The following is a 21,347-nucleotide window of genomic DNA, read 5'->3' on the forward strand; positions in this document are numbered from 1 at the left end:
CGGGGGCCGGAGCCCCCGCCACCGCAGTCCGGGTGCGGATCAGTCGCGCCAGCCGACGAGGTCGACGCCCTTGGCCAGCTCCACCCGGAAGGCCAGGGCCACCTCGCCGGTCCCGCCCGGCGCGAGGCGCAGCCGCCAGGTCAGCTCACCCAGCTCGGTACGTTCGTCCGGGGTCGGGTCGAGGCGCGTCTCGCGGACCACCACACCCTCGTCCCGGGATACCGGCAGTTGGTCCCGCACGGTCACGGTCGCGACCCGGGGGGTGTGGTTGGCGACGGTGACCACGTACTCCACGTCCCGTCGCCGCGTCGAGCCCAGCGTGGCACGGGTGTCGCTGCGCCGGGTCAACTTCCGCTCCACCCGCACCCGGTCGTCCAGGCCGAGCGCCAACTCGGTCTCCTCCCCCGGCGCCCAGGCCCGCAACCGGGTGCTGCCGACGAAGTCGGCGCCGTGGAAGATCGCCGCCGGGCCGGGCAGGAGGGTGTGCGTGGAGGTGTTGCGCACGGTGGCCCGCAGGTGGGCCACCGGCTCGCGGACCGGCGCGGTCACGTGGTCCAGGGTCGCCGGCAGGTCCATGACCGCGACCGTCGCCCGGTGCGCGGTGCCGTCGGCGGGCACCGCGACCGGCCGGGCCGGCCGGTAGGTGGCGGCGGCGATCCCCTGCTCCACCTCGGCGACGCTCTGCCGTACCGGGGCGGACCGGGGCGCGCCGGCACGGGCGACCTCCGCCGTGCCGAACGAGCCGGCCGGCGGGACCGGCTTCGGGAGCGCGCCGCCGGCCGGGGCCGACATGGGCATCGGTGGGGGCAGCGGCCGGACCCGGTCCAGGTACCAGGGCGACAGCTCGGGCACGGTCGCCGTCACCGACGGCCGGGCGGTGGAGAGTTCGAGTCGGCACTCCGGCCAGTCCTCACCGGTCTCCTGGCTGACCAGCCCGAACCAGGTAAGCGTGACGACCTCGTCGACCAGCCGCAGGTCGTACGAGGGCTGCCAGCGGGCGCCGTCCACCACGTACGTCAGCTCCAACTCCAGGTCGACGACGGTGGTGGCCGGAGCAGGGGTGGCGGATCCACGGGCGGCGGCTCCGTCGGTGGCGGGTCCGACCGTGGTGGCCTCGTCGGTGACCAGGACGGTCACCTCGGCGAACAGGCGGTCCGGCGCCCGCTTGGCGCGTACGTCCGCCAGGTGCCGGTCGACGGCCGCGAGCGACTCCGACACGTCGGTCCGCCGCCGGACGAGTTCCCGCTGCCGTTCGTGCCCGGCGGCCAACTGCCCGGCGACCGAGTCGGCGAAGGCGGCGACGTCGGCCGGGGCCGCGTCGCCGCTGGCCAACGCCCGGGCGTACGTCCCGCCGGCGCGCTGGGACAACAGGGTGAGGAACTCCGTCCGCTGGGCCTCGACGGTGTCCGCGTCGTCCAGCGCGGCCAGTTCCTCGGTGAGTTCCCGGCGGCGCCGCTCCAGGTCCTGGGCCTGCTCGTCGGTGCTGCGTGGCTGGTGCCGGGTCACCAGGTCGACCCCGAGCACGGTGGCCGGTCCCCGGCCTCCGACGCGCAGCGAGTCACGGCGCAGGCCGAGCGGGAGCGGCCCGATCCGCAGCCGGTGTTCACCGGCGGCCAGGGGGACGGTGCCGTGCCGGGTCACCCGGGCCCGGTCGGCGTAGACGGTCACCGCGACGATGGGGGCGTCGACGTTCTCTGCCTTCATCGGCGCGAGGGTAGTCCGGTCCCGCACTTCCGGCCCATCTCAGGGACGAACGGGGCGGGAGCGTGCGTCGGTCAGGCGGGAAGGAAGGAGAAGCGGACCTTCCGGGTCGGGTTGTCGCCGTTGGTGTCGACCAGGCAGATCGACTGCCAGGTGCCGAGCGCGAGCCGGCCGGCGAGCACCGGCACGGTCGCGTACGGCGGGACGAAGGCCGGGAGCACATGGTCCCGGCCGTGCCCGGGCGACCCGTGCCGGTGTCGCCAGCGGTCGTCGGTCGGCAGCAGTTCGTCGAGCGCGGTGAGCAGGTCGTCGTCGGAGCCCGACCCGGTCTCGATGATCGCCAGTCCGGCGGTCGCGTGCGGCACGAAGACGTGCAGCAGTCCGTCGCCCTGGTCGGCGACGAACTGCTCGGCCTCGGCGGTGATGTCCCGGACGGTGGGTCGGGAACCGGTCTGGACGGTGATCACCTCACTGCGCATACGCCGCATTCTGCCGCAGGCCGCGCGGCGCGGCGGGCCCGTGGCGTCAGTAGCTGTCGCCGCCGGAGCCACCGCCGCCGGAGCAGCCGCTGTCGCCACCGCCCGGGAAGCCACCGCCGCCGGGCCGGTGCGGTCCGGTGGCGCCCGGCGCGGCCCCGCCGGGCGCGAAAGCGACCCTGACGGACCTGCTGGGGCACCGGTCGCAACCCGGTCGAAAGTTACTGGTCGGTACCTGTGTTGAGCGTCGCGTCTGGGGGAGGCAGACGTGACGAGGGGTGCCACCAGAGGGCAGGATGGCGCTAGAGACCTATCCCACACACAACCGAGGGAACGCCTGTGGCCACGGAACGCAAGCGCCCGGTGATCACCGCCGGTCTGCCGAGCCAGCTTCCGGACATCGACCCTGAAGAAACCAGCGAATGGGTCGAGTCGCTCGACGGGGTCATCGACGAGCGCGGAACCAAGCGCGCGCGCTACGTCATGCTGCGCCTGCTGGAGCGGGCCCGGGAGCGTCAGGTGGGGGTGCCGTCGCTGACCACCACCGACTACATCAACACCATCCCGCCGGAGCGCGAGCCGTGGTTCCCGGGTGACGAGCACATCGAGCGGCGGATCCGGGCGTACATCCGGTGGAACGCGGCGATGCTGGTGCACCGGGCGCAGCGTCCCGAGATCGGCGTGGGCGGCCACATCTCCACCTTCGCCAGCTCCGCCTCGCTCTACGAGGTCGGCTTCAACCACTTCTTCCGGGGCAAGGACCACCCGGGCGGCGGCGACCACATCTTCTACCAGGGGCACGCCTCCCCCGGTATGTACGCGCGCGCGTACCTGGAGGGCCGGCTGAGCGACGACCAGCTCGACGGCTTCCGGCAGGAGCTGTCCCACCCGGGTGGTGGCCTGCCGTCGTACCCGCACCCGCGGCTGATGCCGGACTTCTGGGAGTTCCCGACGGTCTCCATGGGTCTCGGCCCGCTGAACGCGATCTACCAGGCGCGCTTCAACCGCTACCTGCACCACCGGGGCATCAAGGACACCAGCCAGCAGCACGTCTGGGCGTTCCTCGGCGACGGCGAGATGGACGAGGTCGAGTCGCTCGGCGCGATCGGCGTGGCCGCCCGCGAGGAGCTGGACAACCTCACCTTCGTGATCAACTGCAACCTCCAGCGGCTGGACGGCCCGGTCCGGGGCAACGGCAAGGTCATGCAGGAGCTGGAGGCGTTCTTCCGGGGCGCCGGTTGGAACGTGATCAAGGTCGTCTGGGGCCGGGAGTGGGACCCGCTGCTCGCGGCGGACACCGACGGCGCGCTGGTCAACCTGATGAACACCACCCCGGACGGCGACTACCAGACCTACAAGGCGGAGTCCGGGGCGTACGTCCGGGAGCACTTCTTCGGCCGCGACCAGCGGACCCGCAAGATGGTCGACCAGCTCAGCGACGACGAGATCTGGAACCTCAAGCGCGGCGGGCACGACTACCGCAAGCTCTACGCGGCGTACAAGGCGGCGATGGAGCACACCGGGCAGCCGACGGTCATCCTGGCCAAGACCATCAAGGGCTGGACGCTGGGCTCGCACTTCGAGGGCCGCAACGCCACCCACCAGATGAAGAAGCTGACGCTGGAGGACCTGAAGACCTTCCGCGACCGGCTCTACCTGGACATCCCGGACAAGGCGCTGGAGGAGAACCCCTACCTCCCGCCGTACTACCACCCGGGCGAGTCCTCCGAGGAGATGGCGTACCTCCGCGAGCGGCGGCAGCAGCTCGGCGGCTACCTGCCGTCCCGGCGGACCGAGCAGAAGTCGCTGGTCATCCCCGGCAGCGAGCGGTTCTCCGACGTCAAGCGCGGGTCCGGCAAGCAGAAGGTGGCCACCACGATGGCCTTCGTCCGGCTGCTCAAGGACATCATGAAGGACAAGGAGTTCGGCAAGCGCTGGGTGCCGATCATCCCGGACGAGGCGCGCACCTTCGGGATGGACTCGCTCTTCCCGACGCAGAAGATCTACTCGCCGCACGGCCAGAAGTACACCTCGGTCGACCGGGAGCTGTTCCTGTCGTACAAGGAGGCGACCACCGGGCAGATCCTGCACGAGGGGATCAACGAGGCCGGTTCGGTGGCCTCGTTCACCGCGGCCGGTTCCTCGTACGCCACGCACGGCGAGCCGATGATCCCGCTGTACATCTTCTACTCGATGTTCGGGTTCCAGCGCACCGGCGACGGGTTCTGGGCGGCAGCCGACCAGATGGCCCGGGGCTTCGTGCTCGGCGCGACCGCCGGCCGGACCACGCTCAACGGTGAGGGCCTCCAGCACGAGGACGGCCACTCGCAGTTGCTGGCCGCCACCAACCCGGCGGTGGTCGCGTACGACCCGGCGTTCGCGTTCGAGATCGCGCACATCGTCGAGAACGGCCTGCACCGGATGTACGGCGAGGCGCAGGAGAACATCTTCTACTACCTGACCATCTACAACGAGCCGATCCTCCAGCCGGCCGAGCCGGCCGACGTGGACGTCGAGGGGCTGCTCAAGGGGATCTACCGCTACTCCCCCGCCCCGTCGGTGAACTCGGCCGGGGAGGCCCCCCGGGCCAACATCCTGGCCTCGGGCACGGGCATGCAGTGGGCGATGAAGGCCCAGCAGCTGCTCGCCCAGGACTGGGGCGTGGCCGCCGACGTCTGGTCGGTGACCTCCTGGACGGAGCTGCGCCGCGACGCGGTGGAGTGCGAGGAGCACAACCTGCTGAACCCGGGCGGGGAGCAGCGGGTGCCGTACGTCCAGCAGAAGCTGGCCGACGCCGACGGGCCGAAGGTCGCGGTCAGCGACTGGATGCGCGCGGTACCGGACCTGATCTCCCGCTGGGTACCGGGTGACTACACCTCGCTCGGCACCGACGGGTTCGGCATGTCGGACACCCGGCACGCGCTGCGTCGGCACTTCAACGTCGACGCCGAGTCGGTGGCCGTCGCGACGCTGCGGCAGCTCGCGCTGCGCGGCGCGGTGGCGGCGGAGGTGCCGGCCGAGGCGGCCCGCAAGTACGCGATCGGGGACGTCAACGCCGCTCCGGTCGGCGAGACCGGCGGCGACTCCTGATCTGACCACACGACGAGCGATCTGACTGCACGACGAGCGATCTGACTGCACGACGAGGCCCGGCGCGGGACGATCGCGCCGGGCCTCGTCGTGTCCGGACTCCGGTGGTGGCCCGGAGACCCTGGCGGGGAATCCGGGCCACCGCCGTCGCGGGCGTCGCCGGACCCGACCCGGCTCAGCCGACGGCGGCCAGGTCGGTCAGCCGGGCGAGCGAGTCCTCCAGGTCGGCGCCGACCCGACGCAGACCGAGCCGGAGCAGGGCCGCCTTGACCGGACCGGCCGGCCAGCGGACGACGATGAGGCGGACCACGGTGCCGCCTTCCTCCTCCTCGTCCGAGGTGAGCTGGACGTAGATCTCGGTGCGCGCCTCCGCCCGGGCTCCGGCACCCTTGGCCCGTTCCCGCCAACCGATCAGGTTGGGTTCCTGGAAGGCGATCACCTCCGCCTCGTGCGCCGCGCCGCGCCCGGCCTGGACCAGTTGCCGGCGACCGTAGCCCTCTCCCGAGAGCACCTCGGCCGCTCGTACGCCGGCCAGCCAGGCCGGCAACTGCTCGGCCCGCTGCACCACGTCCCAGACCACTTCCACCGGCGCCGCCACGTGCGCACTGCGTTCCACGAGGATCATCTCTGTCTTTCCCCCACTGAGGACATCCCACGATATTCCGCACTCTATGCGTCAAAACGGACAGATATGGACGTGTTCGGAAAAGACACGCCGATATCCCGCGCTCTCCGTCGACGACCCATGGCGCATCCCCGACGCGGGGCCTAGAGTCCCGAATACGTTTCACGTCCCGTGGAGGGGTGCATGACGTCGACGCCCGCGTTTGCCGCCGGATTCCGCTGGGGAGTGTCCACCTCGGCCTACCAGGTCGAGGGTGCCGCCGGCACCGACGGTCGCGGCCCGTCGGTGTGGGACACCTTCGCCCACCAACCAGGGCGGATCGCCGACGACAGCACCGGGGACGTCGCCTGCGACCACTACCACCGGTACGCCGAGGACGTCGCGCTGATGGCCGGGCTCGGCGTCTCCGCGTACCGGTTCTCGGTCGCCTGGCCCCGGGTCCAGCCGCCGGGTTCCGGCCCGGCCTCGCCGCGCGGCCTGGACTTCTACGACCGCCTGACCGACGCGCTGCTGACCCGGGGCATCGACCCGGTCGCCACCCTCTACCACTGGGACCTGCCGCAGCCCCTGGAGGACACCGGCGGCTGGCTGAACCGGGACACCGCCCACCGGTTCGCCGAGTACGCCGACCTGGTCGCCGCCCGGCTCGGCGACCGGGTCCGCCTCTGGATCACGCTCAACGAACCGTTCGTGCACATGAGCTTCGGCTACGGTCTGGGCACTCACGCCCCCGGCCGGCAACTCCTCTTCGACGCCGTCCCGGTCGCCCACCACCAACTCCTCGGGCACGGACTCGCCGTCGCCGCCCTCCGGGCCCGGACGACCAGCCCGGTCGCGCTGACCAACAACTACTCGCCGGTGCGGGTCCTCGGCGACACCGACGCCGACCGGGCCGCCGGGGCGGCGTACGACGCGCTGCACAACCGGCTGTTCACCGATCCGGTGCTCGGCCTCGGCTACCCGCCCGGCCTCGAACCCGGGCCGGAGGTCGTGCACGACGGGGACCTGACCACCATCGCCACGCCGATCGACGTGCTCGGCGTCAACTACTACAACCCGACCGGCGTCCGCGCCCCCGAGGAGGGCTCGCCGCTGCCGTTCGAGCAGGTGGACCTCGACGGGTACCCACGCACCGCCTTCGACTGGCCGGTGGTCCCGGACGGGTTGCGCGAGCTGCTGGTCGGCCTGCGGGACCGGTACGGCGACGCGCTGCCCCCGATCGAGATCACCGAGAGCGGCTGCGCGTACGACGACGAGCCCGACGCCGACGGGCGGGTGCACGACCCGGAGCGGATCGCCTACCTGGACGGCCACCTGCGCGCGGTGCGGGCAGCCGTCGACGAGGGGGTGGACGTGCGCGGCTACTTCGTCTGGTCCCTGCTGGACAACTGGGAGTGGGCGGAGGGCTTCACCAAACGGTTCGGCCTGGTGCACGTCGACGTCGACACGCAGGCGCGCACGCCCAAGTCGTCGTACGCCTGGTACCGGGACCTGATCGCCCGCAGCCGGGAGGGCGGGGCGTGAGCTCCCGGGCTCGGCGGCGGGGCGTGCGCCTTCAGGTCCGGCGGTGGTGGGTGGGCCCCCGAGCCCGGCGGGTGCGGGTGCGGGTGCGGGTGGCCCCCCGGGCCCGGCGGTGGTGAGCGGCGGACCACGGTGAGCACCGTCGACCCGACCCCCGGATCGCTGCCGGCCGCGCTCGCCGAACCCACCCTGCCGGTACGGCGCGGCTGGATCGCCCTGCTCGTCGCCGCCAACCTCGGCGTCTGGATGGCCTTCTTCACCCCGATCCAGGTGCTGCTGCCGCAACAGGTCGAACGGATCGCCCCGGACGGCAAGGAGACCATGCTCGCCGTGGTCACCGGGGTCGGGGCACTCGCCGCGGTGCTGGCCAACCCGCTGGCCGGCGCGCTGTCGGACCGTACCGTCGCCCGGCTCGGCGGCCGACGCCTCGGCCGCCGGCACCTGTGGACGGCCGGCGGCGCGCTGCTCGGCGCCCTCGCCCTGGTCCTGCTGGCCCGGCAGCAGACCATCCTCGGCGTGACGATGGGCTGGGTCGCCGCCCAGGTCTGCTTCAACGCGATGCTGGCCAGCCTGACCGCCGCCGTGCCGGACCGGGTGCCGGTCGCCCAACGAGGCGCGGTCTCCGGATGGGTCGGGATTCCCCAGGCGCTCGGACTGGTCCTCGGGGTGCTGCTGGTGACCGCGCTGGTCACCGGCAACGCCGCCGGCTACTTGGCGGTCGCGGTGGCCGTCCTGGTGCTCGCCCTCCCCTTCGCCCTGCTCACCCCGGACGACCCGCTGCCCCGCGCGCACCGCCCCGCGCTGCGGCCACGGGCGCTGCTGGCCGCCGTCGACCCGCGACACCACCCCGACTTCGGCTGGGCCTGGATCACCCGGTTCCTGGTCCAGCTCGGCAACGCGCTGGGCACGCTCTACCTGCTGTACTTCCTCACCGACGAGGTGCGTCACCCCGACCCGGACGGCGCGCTGCTGGTGCTGATCCTGCTCTACACCGCCGGGTTGACCCTCACCACCGTGGTCGCCGGTTGGCTGTCCGACCGGTCCGGGCGACGGAAGGTCTTCGTGATCGCCGCCGGGGTGGTGATGGGCGTCGCGGCGCTGCTGCTCGCCGTCGCGCCGGTCTGGTCGGTCGCGGTCGCCGCCGCACCGCTGCTCGGCGCGGGCTACGGCGTCTACCTGTCGGTGGACGCCGCACTGATCACGCAGGTGCTGCCGGCCGCGACCAACCGGGCACGGGACCTCGGCGTGATCAACATCGCCAACTCGGCCCCGCAGGTGCTCGGCCCGGCCGTCTCCGCGCCGATCGTGGTGCACCTCGGCGGCTACCCGGCGCTGTACGCGGCGACCGCCCTGGTGACGTTGCTCGGCAGCGTCCTGGTCCTGAAGATCCGCACCGTTCCCTGACCAGCCCCACCCACACCGCTCCCCGCCGCGCTCGCCGTGCCCGCCGGCACCTGCTGCGCTCGCCGCACCCGCCGTGCTCGCCGTGCCGCCTGCGGCCTGGGTGGTAGCAGGGGTCCCCTGCACGACAAAAAGCGGTAACAAGGGGCCCCTCCTACCACCAACACGCAGCAGCCGTACGCTGGAAGGCGTGACGGTACGTGTGCGTTTTGCCCCCTCCCCGACAGGTATGTTCCACGTCGGCGGTGCCCGGTCGGCCCTGCAGAACTGGATCTACGCGAAGCAGCAGGGCGGGGTGTTCGTGCTCCGCGTCGAGGACACCGACGCGGCCCGCAACAAGCCGGAGTGGACCGAGGGCATCCTGTCGGCGCTGGACTGGATCGGCATCGCCCGCGGCTCCTACGAGGGGCCGTACTTCCAGTCGCAGAACGCCGGTGAGCACCGGGCCGCCGCCGGGCGTCTCTACGAGTCGGGCCGGGCGTACTACTGCGACTGCACCCGGGAGGCGGTGCAGGCCCGCAGCGGCTCGCAGTACGCCGGTTACGACGGCTTCTGCCGGGACCGGGGGCTCGGGCCGGGTGACGGGCGGGCGCTGCGCTTCCGTACCCCGGACGAGGGTGCGACGAGGGTGGTCGACCTGATCCGGGGTGAGCCCACCTTCGAGAACAAGCTGATCGAGGACTTCGTGATCGCCCGGGGCGACGGCTCGCCGGTGTTCCTGCTGGCCAACGTGGTCGACGACATGACCATGGGGATCACCCACGTGATCCGCGCCGAGGAGCACCTGCCGAACACCCCCAAGCAGCAGCTCCTCTGGGACGCGCTCGGCGTGAAGCCGCCGGTCTGGGCACACGTGCCGGTGGTGGTGAACGAGAAGCGGCAGAAGCTCTCCAAGCGCCGCGACAAGGTCGCCCTGGAGGCGTACCGGGACGAGGGCTACCTCGCCGACGCGATGCGCAACTACCTGATGCTGCTCGGCTGGGCGCCCTCGGGCGACCGGGAGATCGTCCCGTGGTCGGTGATCGAGGAGGAGTTCCGGCTGGAGGAGGTGAACCCCTCCCCCGCCTTCTTCGACGAGAAGAAGCTGCGCGCGTTCAACGGGGAGTACATCCGCGCGCTGCCGGTCGAGGAGTTCGTCGCCGCCTGCCAGCCGTGGCTGACCGGCACGGCAACCATCCCGCCGCCGCCGTGGCAGCCCGCGGAGTTCGACGCGGAAGCCTTCGCCGCGGTCGCCCCGCTGGCCCAGACCCGGATCGCGGTGCTCAGCGAGATCGTGCCGAACGTGGACTTCCTCTTCCTCGCCTCGCCGCTGGTCGACGAGGCGGCCTGGGCGAAGGCGATGAAGGAGGGCGCGGGCGAGCTGCTGGACGCCGCCACCGCCGCCTTCGAGGCGCTGGCGACCTGGGACGCGGAGACGCTCAAGTCGACCCTGGAGGCGGTCGGCGCGGAGCGGGGGCTCAAGCTCGGCAAGGCCCAGGCCCCGGTCCGGGTCGCGGTGACCGGGCGTAGCGTCGGGCTGCCGCTGTTCGAGTCGATGGAGGTGCTCGGCCACGAGCGCACCCTGACCCGGTTGCGCGCCGCCCGGGTCCGGCTGCCCTGACCGTACGCGCGGAAGCCGCCGGGACCGCATGACGCCGGACGGGGCGGTGGCCGCGTACTGCCCCAGAAGGCCGCCCCCACCGCCTGCCGTCCTCTCGACGGGAATCCTGGCCAGTCACCGTCTGACAGGGACGGTGACTGGCCAAGACCTGGCGGCGCGGCTGGCAGGGACCGGGTCAGCCGCCGGTGCGGGGACGACGGCGGAGCAGCAGCCCGGCGACGAGCGCGGCGAGCAGGACGATCGCGCCGACCACCCAGGGCCAGGCGGGTGTGTCGTCGTCGCCGCTGCCGGCGGCCGGCTGGGCGTCCGGCGCGGTGGAGGCACCTGTGGTCGACGGCGCGGGGTCGACCGGGGCCGACGTGGGTGCCGGAGTGGTCACTGCCGGCGACGGTGACGGGTCGGCCGGGGTGCCGATGGTCAGGGTGAACCGGATCTCGCCGCGCACCGGGTGGCCGTCCGCCGAGCGGACCTGGTAGTCGACGATGTAGAGCCCGGCCGCGCCCGGCGCGAAGTCCACGCCCACCCGGGAGCCGTCCACCGTCGGGGCACCCCGGGACGCCGGCACGTTGTCCGGTCCGGTTACTGTGATCTTCGTCGTGTTCGGATCGAGCCGGGCGAGGAAACGCAGCTCGATCCGGGTCGGAGCCTGCGCCAACCGTGCGCCGTCAGCGGGAGTGCTGCCGGTCAGCGAGTTGTGCGCGGCGGCCGGCGCCGCCGACCACAGCGACAGACCGAGTGCCACGCCGATCGTGACCAGCCAGCCCGCCAGCCGTAGGACCCTGCCCCCCATGCATCCCTCCGTAAAGGTACGATCCGCCCACCGATCAGACGTCCTGTCATTAGTCGGACTGAGATCGCAGATAGTTCAAAATACTGTTCTGGAAGCTGCAACCGAACGACGGCCGGTGGAGTCTGTGATAAGTACGGCCGGCCCTGCCCGGCGTGCTCGTGCCATCTCCAGTCAGCGCGTGACCCGCAGCAAGGCCATCCATCGAAACGGGGCGAGGAGGCGGCAGTGGTCCGGAGGGTGAGGCGGCTACTCGTCGCGGCGGTCGGGGCGGTCCTGGTGGCGGTGATGTCGGTCGGGACGGCGCACGCCGCGCCCAAGCCCGCGCCCCCCGGAGTGGACATCACCGGGGAGGGACTGTCCGAGCCGCTACGGCTGCGGACCGACACCGCCCCGGCCCACGTGACCGCAGTCATCGACCAGGTCAACTGGTTCGGTGCCCACGGCGCGCGCTCGGGCCCGAAGGAGGCCGACCTCGGTCCCAAGTACACGGTCGTGGTGCTGGCCGGCGACCAGCCGAAGCAGACCTTCGACCTCTACCCGCTCGCCAAGGGCGGACCGCGGGCCTACCGCCCGGCCAAGCAGCCCAACGCGGCCAAGAGCAACGCGGCCTGGTTCCTCGGCCGGCTCAACATGTCCGAGACCCTGCGGACCGCCGGGGTGCCCCTGCCCCGTCAGGTCGAGGCGGTGAGCGGCGGGGTCGGCGGTGGCGAGCGGATGCTCCCGGAGGAGTCCCTCGACCCGGGCCGGGACATCGACCAGGCGCTCGGCGAGTTGCAGCGCCTGCTGCTGTTGAACGCGGGCGTGGTGATCGTCATCACGCTCGGGCTGGCCGGTATCGCGCTGCTGGTCCGGCGCCGCACCCGCTGACCCCGACACGTACACCGGATGCATCGGACGCCGGGTGTTCCCACCGGGGAGCACCGGCGTCCTGCTGACGGGGGCATCGCGCTGCCGGTCGTCGAGTCGTGGCCGGTCGTACCGCGGATCAGCTGTTCCGGGCCCTCGTGGCGACGGTCAGCACCAGCGACGCGGCGGGCGTTCCCGGCGGGTCGCGCGCTGGCTCGGCCGGACCGGTCCGTGCTGGTGCGCGCCGGCCCAGCCCGGCAGGTCGCTGCGGCAGGACGCCGCACGCGCCGGCTCCGGGTCGACGCAGTCGGCGGTCCGCTGGCGGGGCACCGGCGGATCCTCCTCGGCGGGCCGGACGGCCGGCTCGGCCAGGTGCGGGGTGCCCATCGGTGACCGGCGGTGGGTGTGGTGCTTGCCGGGCGTCTGCTGGTCCTGGTGACCCGGCCGGCAGGCGTCGCCCTGGGCGCAGCCGTGCTCGGCCTCCCCGTGCGGCATCTCCGGTCTCCTCACGCTCGCCCTGGACCCTGTTCGACCCGTCACCGGGTCACGCCCCCGGCGGCGGGCCGCGCGATCACGTCCGTGGAACTTCCACGCGCCGCACCGTGCCCTGTCACCGTACTGGCCGGGCGCGTCCGGCGGTACGTCGCATGCGTAATGTCCGTCGACGCGTGATCGTGCGGGAACCGGCTCCCGGCGGAGGCAGGCCGCGATCGACCAGCGTGACGAGTATCCCTGCGACGGTGTGGTGGTCGGCCCACGCGGGAGGGTTCGCGGGCCCACCGCGCCGAGCCGCCGGGTTGTGCCGGAAGGGGTCAGCCCGCGCGGGCGGGGGTCCGGTGCCGGACGGCGTACGCGACGAGCGGCACGACGGTCAGCGCCAGCAGCCAGCCGCCGAGCACGTCCGTGGGCCAGTGTGCCAGCAACGCCACCCGGGTCAGGCCGACGAACACCGCGAACGCGGCGGCCGCCGTCACCGTCACGAGCCGTCCGGTACGGCCCAGTCGGGGCCAGGCCAGCAGCACGACGACCAGCGCGGCGGCGGCCGCGTTGCTGGTGTGCCCGCTCGGGAAACCGTTGCTGGTGACGGTGACGAAACCGTCCAGCGGGCGGGGGTTGTGCAGCAGCCAGTGCGCCAACCCCCAGAGCACCGGCACGGTCACGGTGACCACGGCACAGAACACCGCCGGAACGCGCCGCTGGCGGGCGAGCAGGGCGAGCGCGGCGACCGCTCCGGCGACCAGGAACGGGATCGTGGCGGCCACGTCGGTGAGGATCCGCAGTGCCGAGACCAGTCCGGGGCGCTGGTCGCCGTACTCCCGGAAGGTCTCGCTGAGCGCCTGGTCGGCGCGGTCCAGCGGCGCCCAGTCGGTGAGGACCGGGACCGCCAGCGCGAGGAGAGCGGCGAGGGCGAGGAGCGGGAGGAGCAGCGGCGGACGCGCGATCATCGCCCATGATGGCACGTCGCGGGGTACGGACGCGGCGGCCGACGGGGCGCGTGTCAGGCTAGGACGGTGGGGACCGAGCCCGGGGGTGCGCAACTGGCGGCCACGCTGCGCCGGATCGAGCGTGCGGCGGGGGCGCTGGCCACCGCGAGCGTGGCCCGGATGGACGAGACCCTGCCCTGGTTCCGGGCGCTTCCGGCCGACCAGCGGTCCTGGGTGACGTTGGTCGCCCAGGCCGGCGTCCGGTCGCTGGTGCAGTGGCTGCGCGACGGCGGCGGTCGGGCGGACAGCACCCAGGAGGTCTCCGACGAGGTCTTCGCCATCGCCCCGCAGGCCCTCGCCCGGTCGATCAGCCTCCAGCAGACCGTCGCGCTGATCAAGGTGACCATCGACGTGGTGGAGGAGCAGGTCCCGCACCTGGCCGCCGAGGGCGAGGAGCAGCAGTTGCGGGAGGTCGTGCTGCGCTTCTCCCGGGAGATCGCCTTCGCCTCCGCGCGGGCGTACGCGCGGGCCGCCGAGGTGCGCGGAAACTGGGACGCCCGGCTCCAGGCCCTGCTGGTGGACGCGCTGCTGCGCGGTGACTCCTCGGACGTGCTGGCCAGCCGGGCCGCCGCGCTGGGCTGGGCGGACGCGCCCCCGGTGGCGGTGGCGGTGGGTCGCTCGCCGGGCGGGGAGGTGGCCGCCGTGCTGCACACCGTCTACCGGCTGGCCCGGCGGATCCGCGTCGGGGTGATCGGCGGGGTGCACGGCGACCGGCTGGTGGTGGTGCTCGGCGGCGCGGCCGACCCGTTGGCGGCCACCGAGAAGCTGCTGCCGGCGTTCGGCGACGGGCCGGTGGTGGTCGGTCCCGCCGTGCCGAGCCTGGACGAGGCGACCGAGTCGGCGCGGTCGGCGCTCGCCGGGTACCGGGCGGCTCCGGCCTGGCCGGCCGCGCCGCGTCCGGTGGAGGCCGCCGCCCTGCTGCCGGAACGGGCGCTGGCCGGGGACGCCGAGGCCCGCCGACGGTTACGGCAGGACTACTACGCGACCCTGGTGCGCGCCGGGGGCGAGCTGCTGGAGACCCTGGACGCGTTCTTCGCCTCGGGCGGGGTGTTGGAGAGCACGGCGCGCACCCTCTTCGTACACCCGAACACCGTGCGGTACCGGTTGCGCCGGATCGCCGAGGTGACCGGTCTGTCCCCGTTGCTCCCCCGGGGTGCCTTCGCCCTCCAGGTGGCGTTGACCGTCGGCCGGTTGGACCCGGTCACACCGGTGCTCCCGGCGCCGCCCGGCGGTGGGCGCGGCGAGGAGCGTTGACCGGGTCCGGGAGGCCTCCGACCCGGGCTTTTTGTAGGATCCCTCCAAATGTTCTAGTGCGGTTTGGTGCCTGCCGACAACGCACGGCCGCCAAGATTCAGACAGAGTCATAGGCGTGCTCGCCGTACTCTCCCCAGGCCAGGGTTCGCAGAAGCCCGGCTTCCTGACTCCGTGGCTCGACCTGCACGGCACCGAGACACGGCTACGGTGGTGGTCGGCGCTCTCCGGCGTCGATCTGGTCCACCTCGGCACCGCGGCCGACGCGGACGAGATCAAGGACACCGCCCGCACCCAGCCGCTGCTGGTCGCGGCATCGCTGCTGGCCGCAGAGCACCTGCCGATGGGTGGCGTCGGGCTCACCGCCGGCCACAGCGTCGGCGAGCTGGCCGCGGCGGCGCTGGCCGGGGTGCTCCCGGCCGAGGCCGCGATCGCCCTGGCGGGTGTGCGCGGCCGGGAGATGGCGGCGGCCTGCGCGCTGGAGCCGACCGGCATGGCGGCGGTGCTCGGCGGGGACGCCGACGAGGTGCTCGCCGCCGTCGAGAAGCACGGGCTGCACCCGGCCAACCGCAACGCCACCGGTCAGGTGGTGGCCGCCGGGGCGACCGAGGGGATCGAGAAGCTCGCCGCCGAGCCGCCGACCAAGGCCCGGATCATGCGGCTCAAGGTTGCCGGGGCGTTCCACACCCCGTACATGGCCCCGGCCGAGGCCGCGCTCGCCGCCGTCGCCGCCGGGATCACCGTCCGGAGTCCGGACCGGCTCCTGCTCTCCAACCTCGACGGCACCGCCGTGCCGCACGGCCGGGAGATGGTGCAGCGCCTCGTCCGCCAGGTCACCGCCCCGGTCCGCTGGGACCTCTGCATGGCGACCCTGGTCGACCTCGGGGTGACCGGGGTGATCGAGCTGCCTCCGGCCGGCACCCTGAACAACCTCATCAAGCGGGAGTACAAGGGCTCCGACGCGCTGCCCGAGATCGTCACCCTGAACACCCCGGACGACCTGCCGGCCGCCCGTGACCTGATCGCCCGGCACGGCACCGCACCCCGCCACGAGCCGACCACCCCGTTCCGCGTGGTGGTCGCGCCCGTGGCCGGCACCTTCGCGCCGGCCGAGGGCCTCGCCGAGGGCGGGACCGTCGGGACCGGCCAGGTCATCGGGCACGTCTCGACCCGGCAGGGGCCGGTCGAGGTGGCCGCGCACGCCAGCGGGCTGCTCACCGAGTGGCTCGCCCACCACGACGACCCGGTCGCCCCGGGCCAGCCGCTCGTCCGTATCGGAGGACTCCAACCGTGAGCGGAAGCCGGATCCTTTCCCTCGGTCACTACCAGCCCTCGCGGGTGGTGACCAACGACGAGATCGCCCAGCTCGTGGAGACCAACGACGAGTGGATCCGCGACCGGGTGGGCATCGTCAGCCGCCGGATCGCCGACGGCGAGACGGTGGCCGACATGGCCTCCGCCGCCGCCGACAAGGCGCTGGCGAACTCCGGGCTCACCGCCGCCGACATCGACCTCGTGGTGGTGGCCACCTGCACGTCGATCGACCGCAGCCCGAACGTCGCCTGCCGGGTCGCCGCCCGCCTGGGCATCAACGCGCCGGGCGCGTTCGACCTGAACACCGCCTGCTCGGGCTTCGCGTACGCGCTGGGCACCGTCGACCACGCCATCCGGGCCGGTGCCTCGCGCAACGCGCTGGTCATCGGCGCGGAGAAGCTCTCCGACTTCGTCGACTGGACGGACCGCTCGACCTGCATCATCTTCGCCGACGGGGCGGGCGCGGCGGTGGTCACCGCCACCGCCGAGGGTGAGCCGTCCGGAGTCGGTCCGGTGGTGTGGGGCTCGGTCCCCGAGAAGGGCGACGCGGTCCGGATCGAGGGCTGGCGTCCGTACGTCGCGCAGGAGGGGCAGGCGGTCTTCCGCTGGGCGACCACCGAACTGGCCCCGCTGGCGCTCCAGGCCTGCGAGCGGGCCGGCGTACGCCCGGAGGAGCTGGCCGCCTTCGTGCCGCACCAGGCCAACGCCCGGATCATCGACGGCATCGCCCGACGGCTGGGCATCCCGGACGCGGTCATCGCCAAGGACATCGTCGAGTCCGGCAACACCTCGGCGGCGAGCGTGCCGCTGGCCCTGTCCAAGCTGGTCGAGCGGCGGGAGGTGCCCTCGGGCGCCCCGGTGCTGCTGTTCGGTTTCGGCGGTGGCCTGACCTACGCCGGTCAGGTCGTCCGCTGCCCCTGAGGCCGGCGCGGGTCCGCCCGCGCTGCCCCTGAAGTCCGGCGCGGTCCGACCGTGCCGTTCCCGCCCGGCTCGTACCGCCGCCGGGCGTGTACAACCCTATGAGAGGAAACACAGCGCAATGACCCGTGAAGAGATCACCGCCGGCCTCGCCGAGATCCTCGACGAGGTGGCCGGGGTGGACCAGAACGAGGTGGCCGAGGGGAAGTCGTTCACCGACGACCTCGACGTCGACTCGCTCTCCATGGTCGAGGTCGTGGTGGCGGCGGAGGAGAAGTTCGGCGTCAAGATCCCGGACAACGAGGTGCAGAACCTGAAGACCGTGGGTGACGCCGTCAGCTACATCGAGGCGCAGTCCTGATCATGAGTCGCACCGACGTCGTCGTCACCGGGCTCGGCGCGACGACCCCGCTGGGCGGGGACGTCACGTCGACCTGGGACGCCATGCTCGCGGGCCGCTCCGGGGTGAGTGCGCTCACCCAGGAGTGGGCCGAGCAGATGCCGGTCCGGATCGCCGCGCAGCTCGCGGTCGACCCGGCCGGCCTGCTGGACAGGGTGAAGCTGCGCCGGTTGGACCGGTCCGAGGCGATCGCCCTGATCGCCGCGCACCAGGCCTGGGCGGACGCCGGCCTGGCCGACTCCGGGCTCGACCCGGAGCGGCTGGGCGTGAGCGTCGGCTCCGGCATCGGTGGCGCGGTGACGCTGCTCAACCAGGACGACATCCTGGAGGCGTCCGGCCCCCGGCGGGTCTCTCCGCACACCGTGCCGATGCTGATGCCGAACGGCCCCGCCGCCTGGGTGGGACTGGAGCTGGGCGCGCAGGCCGGCGTACACGCGGTCGCCAGCGCCTGCGCCACCGGCGCGGAGGCCATCGCCCTCGGTCTGGACATCATCCGTTCCGGCAGGGCCGACGTGGTGGTGGCAGGCGGCACCGAGGCGGTCATCCACCCGCTGCCGATGGCCGGCTTCGCCTCCATGCGGGCCATGTCCACCCGTAACGACGATCCGGAACGTGCCTCCCGACCGTGGGACAAGGGCCGTGACGGCTTCGTCCTCGGCGAGGGCGCCGGCGTGGTCGTGCTGGAACGCGCCGACCACGCCGCCGCGCGCGGTGCCCGGGTCTACGCCCGGCTCGCCGGGGCCGGCATCACCTCCGACGGGTACGACATCGTCCAGCCGCACCCGGAGGGCGCGGGCGCGATCCGGGCCATCGGCAAGGCGATCGCCGACGCCGACGTGGCCCGGCAGGACATCGTGCACGTCAACGCGCACGCCACCTCCACTCCCGTCGGGGACATGGCCGAGGTGGTGGCGCTGCACAAGGCGATCGGTGACCACCCCGTGCTCACCGCGACCAAGTCGATGACGGGACACCTGCTCGGAGCGGCCGGGGCGCTGGAGTCGATCGCCACCATCCTCGCGATCCGCGACGGCGTGGTGCCGCCGACCATCAACCTGGACGACCCGGACGACGGTCTCGACCTCGAGGTGGCCGCCAACAAGGCGCGTCACATGGACATCCCGGCGGCGTTGAACAACTCGTTCGGCTTCGGCGGGCACAACGTGGCCCTCGTCTTCACGCGGGCCTGAGGTCACCGCGTTCACGGCGACGCCCCGTTCGCCCGGTAGGTTCCGGCCCCGCTGTCGTCCGCGACAGCGGGGCCTTCCCGTGCCCTGTGGCCCGGCCGTCAGCGCATGACCAGGCCGCCGTCGATCATCACGGACTGGCCGGTCATGTAGTCCGAGTCGGGGCCGGCCAGGTAGGAGACGAAGGCGGCGACGTCCTCCGGGGTCTGGACCCGGCCGAGCGGGATCCCGCCCGCGTACTTCTTGAGCGCCTCGCCCTTCTGGAGGCCGAGGTAGCCGCTGAGCTTCTGGTCGATGACGTCCCACATGTCGGTGCCGACGATCCCCGGACAGTAGGCGTTGACGGTGATCCCGAACTGCGCCAGTTCCTTCGCCGCCGCCTGGGTGATGCCGATCACCGCGAACTTCGTCGCCGAGTACGCGCCGAGGTAGTCGAACGCGTCGTGCCCGGCGATCGAAGCGGCGTTGACGATCTTTCCGCCGCCGCCCTGTTTCCGCATCTGCGCCACGGCGGCCTGGAGGCAGTAGACGACGCCGAAGACGTTCAGCCGGAACAGGGGTTCCAGGTCCTGGGCGGTCACCTCGGTCAGTGGCTTGATCTGCGCCATGCCGGCGTTGGAGACCATGACGTCGACGCGACCGAGGTCGTCCGCGACCTTCGCCACCATCTCGTGGACGGCGTCCCGGTCGCTGACGTCCGCAGGCACCGCGACCGACCGTCGGCCCCGTGCCCGGATCTCGTCGGCCACCGCCTCGGCCCCCTCGGCCCAGACGTCGTTCACGGCCACGTCGGCGCCGTCGTCCGCCAGCCGCAGGGCGATCGCCCGGCCGATCCCCCGTCCTGCTCCCGTAACGAGCGCCACTTTGCCCTGAATGCCCATAATCGCCCCCTTGGTGCCTTGGAGCGTAGACGTCGACCGGCAAGCGGTGGGCGTTTTCTCCTGAATCCAGCTCCTCTGCACGCACCCGTCCCTGGCCGGCCCCGGCCGGGCGCGGGTGCGGGATCAGCCGGTGGCGCGGGCGTGGGCGACGAACGCCCGCCACGCGTCGCGGTCGACGGCCAGGGTGCCGCCGTCGCGGTCCTTGCTGTCCCGAACGAGGACGACGCCGGGCAGGTTGTCGGCGACCTCGACGCATTCGCCGCCGTTGGTGTTGCTCCGGGTGGCCGTCCGCCAGACGGGATGCGCGGTGCTCACAGCTCGTTCACCTGCTTCAGGATCAGGTCTCTGGACTGGTCGCGGGGCAGGGCGACCGCGCGGACAGCATCCCACGCCCGCTCCAACGCGGAAACCTGCTTCGGGTCGGCCACCACCCGCCCCTCCAACTGGTCCTCCAGGAAGGCCAGGTGCTCGCCGCCGCCGGTGGCGGCGATGGTGAACGGCCCGGACTGTCCGATGTAGGGGCCCGAGCCGAACGGCACCACGTGGACGTAGACCCGGGCCCGCAGCCCGATCTCGGCGAGGTGCAGCAACTGCTCCTTCAGGACGGTGGGTTCGCCCCGGCGCAGCGCCGCCTCGTCGACCACGAACGTGGTCAGCGGCGGCTCGGTCCGGTCGAGCAGCGCCTGCCGTTCCAGCCGGAAGGTGACGTGCTCCTCCACCTTTCCGGGCACGTGCAGGCCACTGGCGAGCGCCGCGCGAGCGTACCCCTCGGTCTGGAGCAGGCCCGGGACGATGGCGGGCTGGAAGCAGCGCAGCGAGGTGGCCTCCCGCTCCACCTCCGCCCACGGCCGGAACCACCGGGGCTGCGCGTCCCGGCGGGCCTCGGCCGCCATCTTGACGATCAGGTCACCGGTCTCCAGCAGCCCGTCGAGCGCCTTGGCGGTGTCCGGGTGCGGAATCCGCCGGCCGGTCTCGAACATCGCGATCAGCGAACCGGAGACGTGCACCGCCTCGGCGGTCTGCTCCTGCGTCAGCCCCCGGGCGCCCCGGGCGTGCTTCATGACCAGGGCGAGATACGTGCTCACCACTCACCGACCCTCACCGTCTGCGGTCCTCTCGTCACCAGCCGTCGTGTGCGTCCCGCCATCCTCGACCCCGACGGCGGCGAAGTCCAGGGTGGAGACACGCGATTCGGCTGGTGGAGGCGTCGCCCGGCGGCCGGATCAGCGCGGGGGCCGCCCCGGCTGCGGCGACCGCCCGGCCCTCCCCCGGCCGTGGCGACCGCCGGGCCTTCCCCGGGGGCGGCCCCCACACCGGCCACGACCGATCCCCGGGCGGCCCGGTCCCGGCGGTCCCCGGGGCAGGCCAGCGGGCGACCACCGGCAGGCCATCGAACGGACCAGCGGGCGACCACCGGCAGGCCATCGAACGGACCAGCGGGCGACCACCGGCAGGCCAGCGAGGGTGCGGGCCCACCGGACCGCCGCCCGGGGTCCACCTGGGAGGAGATGCCATGGACCGACCCGACCGCCGGCCACATCCGCCGTTGCGCCCGCTCTGGCTGTGCCGGGTCTGCCTGACCGCCTGGCCCTGCCCGGCGGCGCGGGAGGCGCTGCTGCGGGCGTACGCCGGGGACCGGGTCGGACTCTGCCTGTTCCTCGCTGCGCTGATGCTCGACGCCGACGCGGACCTGCGGGCACTGCACCCGGCGGAACCGCCGGCACCGGCCGAGCTGTTCCGCCGCTTCCTGCGCTGGGCCAGCCGTCCGCATCGCGCTCCGCCGCGTTGGTAGCAGGGGCACCTTGCAGTGCAAAAATCACCTGTAGGGGGCCCCTGCTACCAACTCGGCGCGAGCCGGGTGG

General features: G+C 73.0%; 20 protein-coding genes. 11 read left to right on the forward strand and 9 right to left on the reverse strand.

All coding sequences use genetic code 11. The features are described from left to right. Nucleotides 1–39: 39 nt before the first annotated feature. Together QSK20_RS02835 and QSK20_RS02840 are read right to left on the reverse strand one after the other, a co-directional pair. Entirely contained in the window at nt 40–1,704 is a 1,665-nt protein-coding gene (locus QSK20_RS02835; RefSeq protein WP_285786950.1) for a DUF4139 domain-containing protein, read from the reverse strand. A 71-nt stretch (nt 1,705–1,775) separates the two neighbouring features. Beyond that, on the reverse strand, nt 1,776–2,180 hold the full coding sequence (locus QSK20_RS02840) for a secondary thiamine-phosphate synthase enzyme YjbQ (RefSeq protein WP_285786951.1): 405 nt from the start codon (nt 2,178–2,180) through the stop codon (nt 1,776–1,778). Between the two features lie 336 nt (nt 2,181–2,516). Here QSK20_RS02840 and aceE point away from each other — a divergent pair, with 336 nt between their 5' ends. Further along, the gene (gene aceE, locus QSK20_RS02845) at nt 2,517–5,267 is read left to right on the forward strand and encodes a pyruvate dehydrogenase (acetyl-transferring), homodimeric type (RefSeq protein ID WP_352232268.1); all 2,751 of its coding nucleotides are present in this window, start codon (nt 2,517–2,519) and stop codon (nt 5,265–5,267) included. 175 nt (nt 5,268–5,442) lie between these two features. On the opposite strand, the gene QSK20_RS02850 is transcribed toward aceE, so the two are convergent. Next, complete coding sequence (locus tag QSK20_RS02850; RefSeq protein ID WP_088982718.1) at nt 5,443–5,892, reverse strand: SRPBCC family protein; 450 nt, start codon at nt 5,890–5,892, stop codon at nt 5,443–5,445. A 183-nt stretch (nt 5,893–6,075) separates the two neighbouring features. On the opposite strand from QSK20_RS02850, the gene QSK20_RS02855 reads away from it, so the two are divergent. From QSK20_RS02855 to gltX, 3 genes are all read left to right on the forward strand, one after another. Further along, a complete protein-coding gene (locus tag QSK20_RS02855) occupies nt 6,076–7,416 on the forward strand; it encodes a GH1 family beta-glucosidase (protein WP_285786952.1) in 1,341 nt (446 codons plus the stop codon). 129 nt (nt 7,417–7,545) lie between these two features. Further along, entirely contained in the window at nt 7,546–8,817 is a 1,272-nt protein-coding gene (locus QSK20_RS02860) for an MFS transporter (protein WP_285786953.1), read from the forward strand. A 187-nt stretch (nt 8,818–9,004) separates the two neighbouring features. Then, nucleotides 9,005–10,414 (forward strand): glutamate--tRNA ligase, encoded by a 1,410-nt coding sequence (gltX, locus tag QSK20_RS02865; protein WP_285786954.1) that lies wholly within the window; start codon nt 9,005–9,007, stop codon nt 10,412–10,414. A 175-nt stretch (nt 10,415–10,589) separates the two neighbouring features. Here gltX and QSK20_RS02870 read toward each other — a convergent pair whose 3' ends face one another. Further along, nucleotides 10,590–11,204 (reverse strand): copper resistance CopC family protein, encoded by a 615-nt coding sequence (locus QSK20_RS02870; protein ID WP_285786955.1) that lies wholly within the window; start codon nt 11,202–11,204, stop codon nt 10,590–10,592. A 225-nt stretch (nt 11,205–11,429) separates the two neighbouring features. On the opposite strand from QSK20_RS02870, the gene QSK20_RS02875 reads away from it, so the two are divergent. Then, the gene (locus QSK20_RS02875; protein WP_502888828.1) at nt 11,430–12,071 is read left to right on the forward strand and encodes a hypothetical protein; all 642 of its coding nucleotides are present in this window, start codon (nt 11,430–11,432) and stop codon (nt 12,069–12,071) included. Between the two features lie 147 nt (nt 12,072–12,218). On the opposite strand, the gene QSK20_RS02880 is transcribed toward QSK20_RS02875, so the two are convergent. Together QSK20_RS02880 and QSK20_RS02885 are read right to left on the reverse strand one after the other, a co-directional pair. Then, nucleotides 12,219–12,545, reverse strand: coding sequence for a hypothetical protein (locus tag QSK20_RS02880; protein ID WP_285786956.1), 327 nt, complete (start codon nt 12,543–12,545; stop codon nt 12,219–12,221). Nucleotides 12,546–12,862: 317 nt separating this feature from the next. Next, nucleotides 12,863–13,495 carry a phosphatase PAP2 family protein gene (locus QSK20_RS02885; RefSeq protein WP_285786957.1) on the reverse strand — a complete coding sequence of 211 codons (633 nt, stop codon included), beginning with the start codon at nt 13,493–13,495 and terminating at the stop codon, nt 12,863–12,865. 66 nt (nt 13,496–13,561) lie between these two features. On the opposite strand from QSK20_RS02885, the gene QSK20_RS02890 reads away from it, so the two are divergent. From QSK20_RS02890 to fabF, 5 genes are all read left to right on the forward strand, one after another. Next, nucleotides 13,562–14,788: a PucR family transcriptional regulator gene (locus QSK20_RS02890; RefSeq protein ID WP_285786958.1), complete on the forward strand. Its 1,227-nt coding sequence runs from the start codon at nt 13,562–13,564 to the stop codon at nt 14,786–14,788. A 115-nt stretch (nt 14,789–14,903) separates the two neighbouring features. Beyond that, complete coding sequence (locus QSK20_RS02895) at nt 14,904–16,079, forward strand: acyltransferase domain-containing protein (protein ID WP_285786959.1); 1,176 nt, start codon at nt 14,904–14,906, stop codon at nt 16,077–16,079. Further along, nucleotides 16,076–17,020, forward strand: coding sequence for a beta-ketoacyl-ACP synthase III (locus tag QSK20_RS02900; RefSeq protein WP_088982709.1), 945 nt, complete (start codon nt 16,076–16,078; stop codon nt 17,018–17,020). The genes QSK20_RS02895 and QSK20_RS02900 overlap by 4 nt, the downstream gene beginning before the upstream one ends. A gap of 118 nt (nt 17,021–17,138) precedes the next feature. Then, the gene (locus tag QSK20_RS02905) at nt 17,139–17,378 is read left to right on the forward strand and encodes an acyl carrier protein (RefSeq protein ID WP_088982708.1); all 240 of its coding nucleotides are present in this window, start codon (nt 17,139–17,141) and stop codon (nt 17,376–17,378) included. Nucleotides 17,379–17,380: 2 nt separating this feature from the next. Next, nucleotides 17,381–18,607, forward strand: a complete 1,227-nt coding sequence (gene fabF / locus QSK20_RS02910; RefSeq protein ID WP_285786960.1) for a beta-ketoacyl-ACP synthase II — start codon at nt 17,381–17,383, stop codon at nt 18,605–18,607. Between the two features lie 98 nt (nt 18,608–18,705). Here the strand turns inward: fabF and QSK20_RS02915 are convergent, their stop codons facing one another. From QSK20_RS02915 to QSK20_RS02925, 3 genes are all read right to left on the reverse strand, one after another. After that, nucleotides 18,706–19,467, reverse strand: coding sequence for an acetoin reductase (locus tag QSK20_RS02915; protein WP_285786961.1), 762 nt, complete (start codon nt 19,465–19,467; stop codon nt 18,706–18,708). Nucleotides 19,468–19,608: 141 nt separating this feature from the next. After that, nucleotides 19,609–19,800, reverse strand: coding sequence for a DUF397 domain-containing protein (locus QSK20_RS02920; protein WP_285786962.1), 192 nt, complete (start codon nt 19,798–19,800; stop codon nt 19,609–19,611). Next, nucleotides 19,797–20,570, reverse strand: a complete 774-nt coding sequence (locus QSK20_RS02925; RefSeq protein ID WP_285786963.1) for a helix-turn-helix domain-containing protein — start codon at nt 20,568–20,570, stop codon at nt 19,797–19,799. The genes QSK20_RS02920 and QSK20_RS02925 overlap by 4 nt, the downstream gene beginning before the upstream one ends. Before the next feature lie 428 nt (nt 20,571–20,998). Here QSK20_RS02925 and QSK20_RS02930 point away from each other — a divergent pair, with 428 nt between their 5' ends. Next, a complete protein-coding gene (locus QSK20_RS02930; RefSeq protein ID WP_285786964.1) occupies nt 20,999–21,277 on the forward strand; it encodes a hypothetical protein in 279 nt (92 codons plus the stop codon). The last annotated feature ends 70 nt before the right edge of the window (nt 21,278–21,347 follow it).

It is taken from the genome of Micromonospora sp. NBRC 101691, from assembly GCF_030269285.1.
GTDB classification, from domain to species: Bacteria; Actinomycetota; Actinomycetes; order Mycobacteriales; family Micromonosporaceae; genus Micromonospora; species Micromonospora echinospora.

What these genes read in the sequence shown, in the direction of transcription:
- QSK20_RS02835 (WP_285786950.1), bottom strand. Translation starts at nt 1,704, where the DNA reads ATGAAGGCAGAGAACGTCGACGCCCCCATCGTCGCGGTGACCGTCTAC.
- QSK20_RS02840 (WP_285786951.1), bottom strand. Translation starts at nt 2,180, where the DNA reads ATGCGCAGTGAGGTGATCACCGTCCAGACCGGTTCCCGACCCACCGTC.
- QSK20_RS02850 (WP_088982718.1), bottom strand. Translation starts at nt 5,892, where the DNA reads ATGATCCTCGTGGAACGCAGTGCGCACGTGGCGGCGCCGGTGGAAGTG.
- QSK20_RS02855 (WP_285786952.1), top strand. Translation starts at nt 6,076, where the DNA reads ATGACGTCGACGCCCGCGTTTGCCGCCGGATTCCGCTGGGGAGTGTCC.
- QSK20_RS02870 (WP_285786955.1), bottom strand. Translation starts at nt 11,204, where the DNA reads ATGGGGGGCAGGGTCCTACGGCTGGCGGGCTGGCTGGTCACGATCGGC.
- QSK20_RS02880 (WP_285786956.1), bottom strand. Translation starts at nt 12,545, where the DNA reads ATGCCGCACGGGGAGGCCGAGCACGGCTGCGCCCAGGGCGACGCCTGC.
- QSK20_RS02885 (WP_285786957.1), bottom strand. Translation starts at nt 13,495, where the DNA reads ATGATCGCGCGTCCGCCGCTGCTCCTCCCGCTCCTCGCCCTCGCCGCT.
- QSK20_RS02905 (WP_088982708.1), top strand. Translation starts at nt 17,139, where the DNA reads ATGACCCGTGAAGAGATCACCGCCGGCCTCGCCGAGATCCTCGACGAG.
- fabF (WP_285786960.1), top strand. Translation starts at nt 17,381, where the DNA reads ATGAGTCGCACCGACGTCGTCGTCACCGGGCTCGGCGCGACGACCCCG.
- QSK20_RS02930 (WP_285786964.1), top strand. Translation starts at nt 20,999, where the DNA reads ATGGACCGACCCGACCGCCGGCCACATCCGCCGTTGCGCCCGCTCTGG.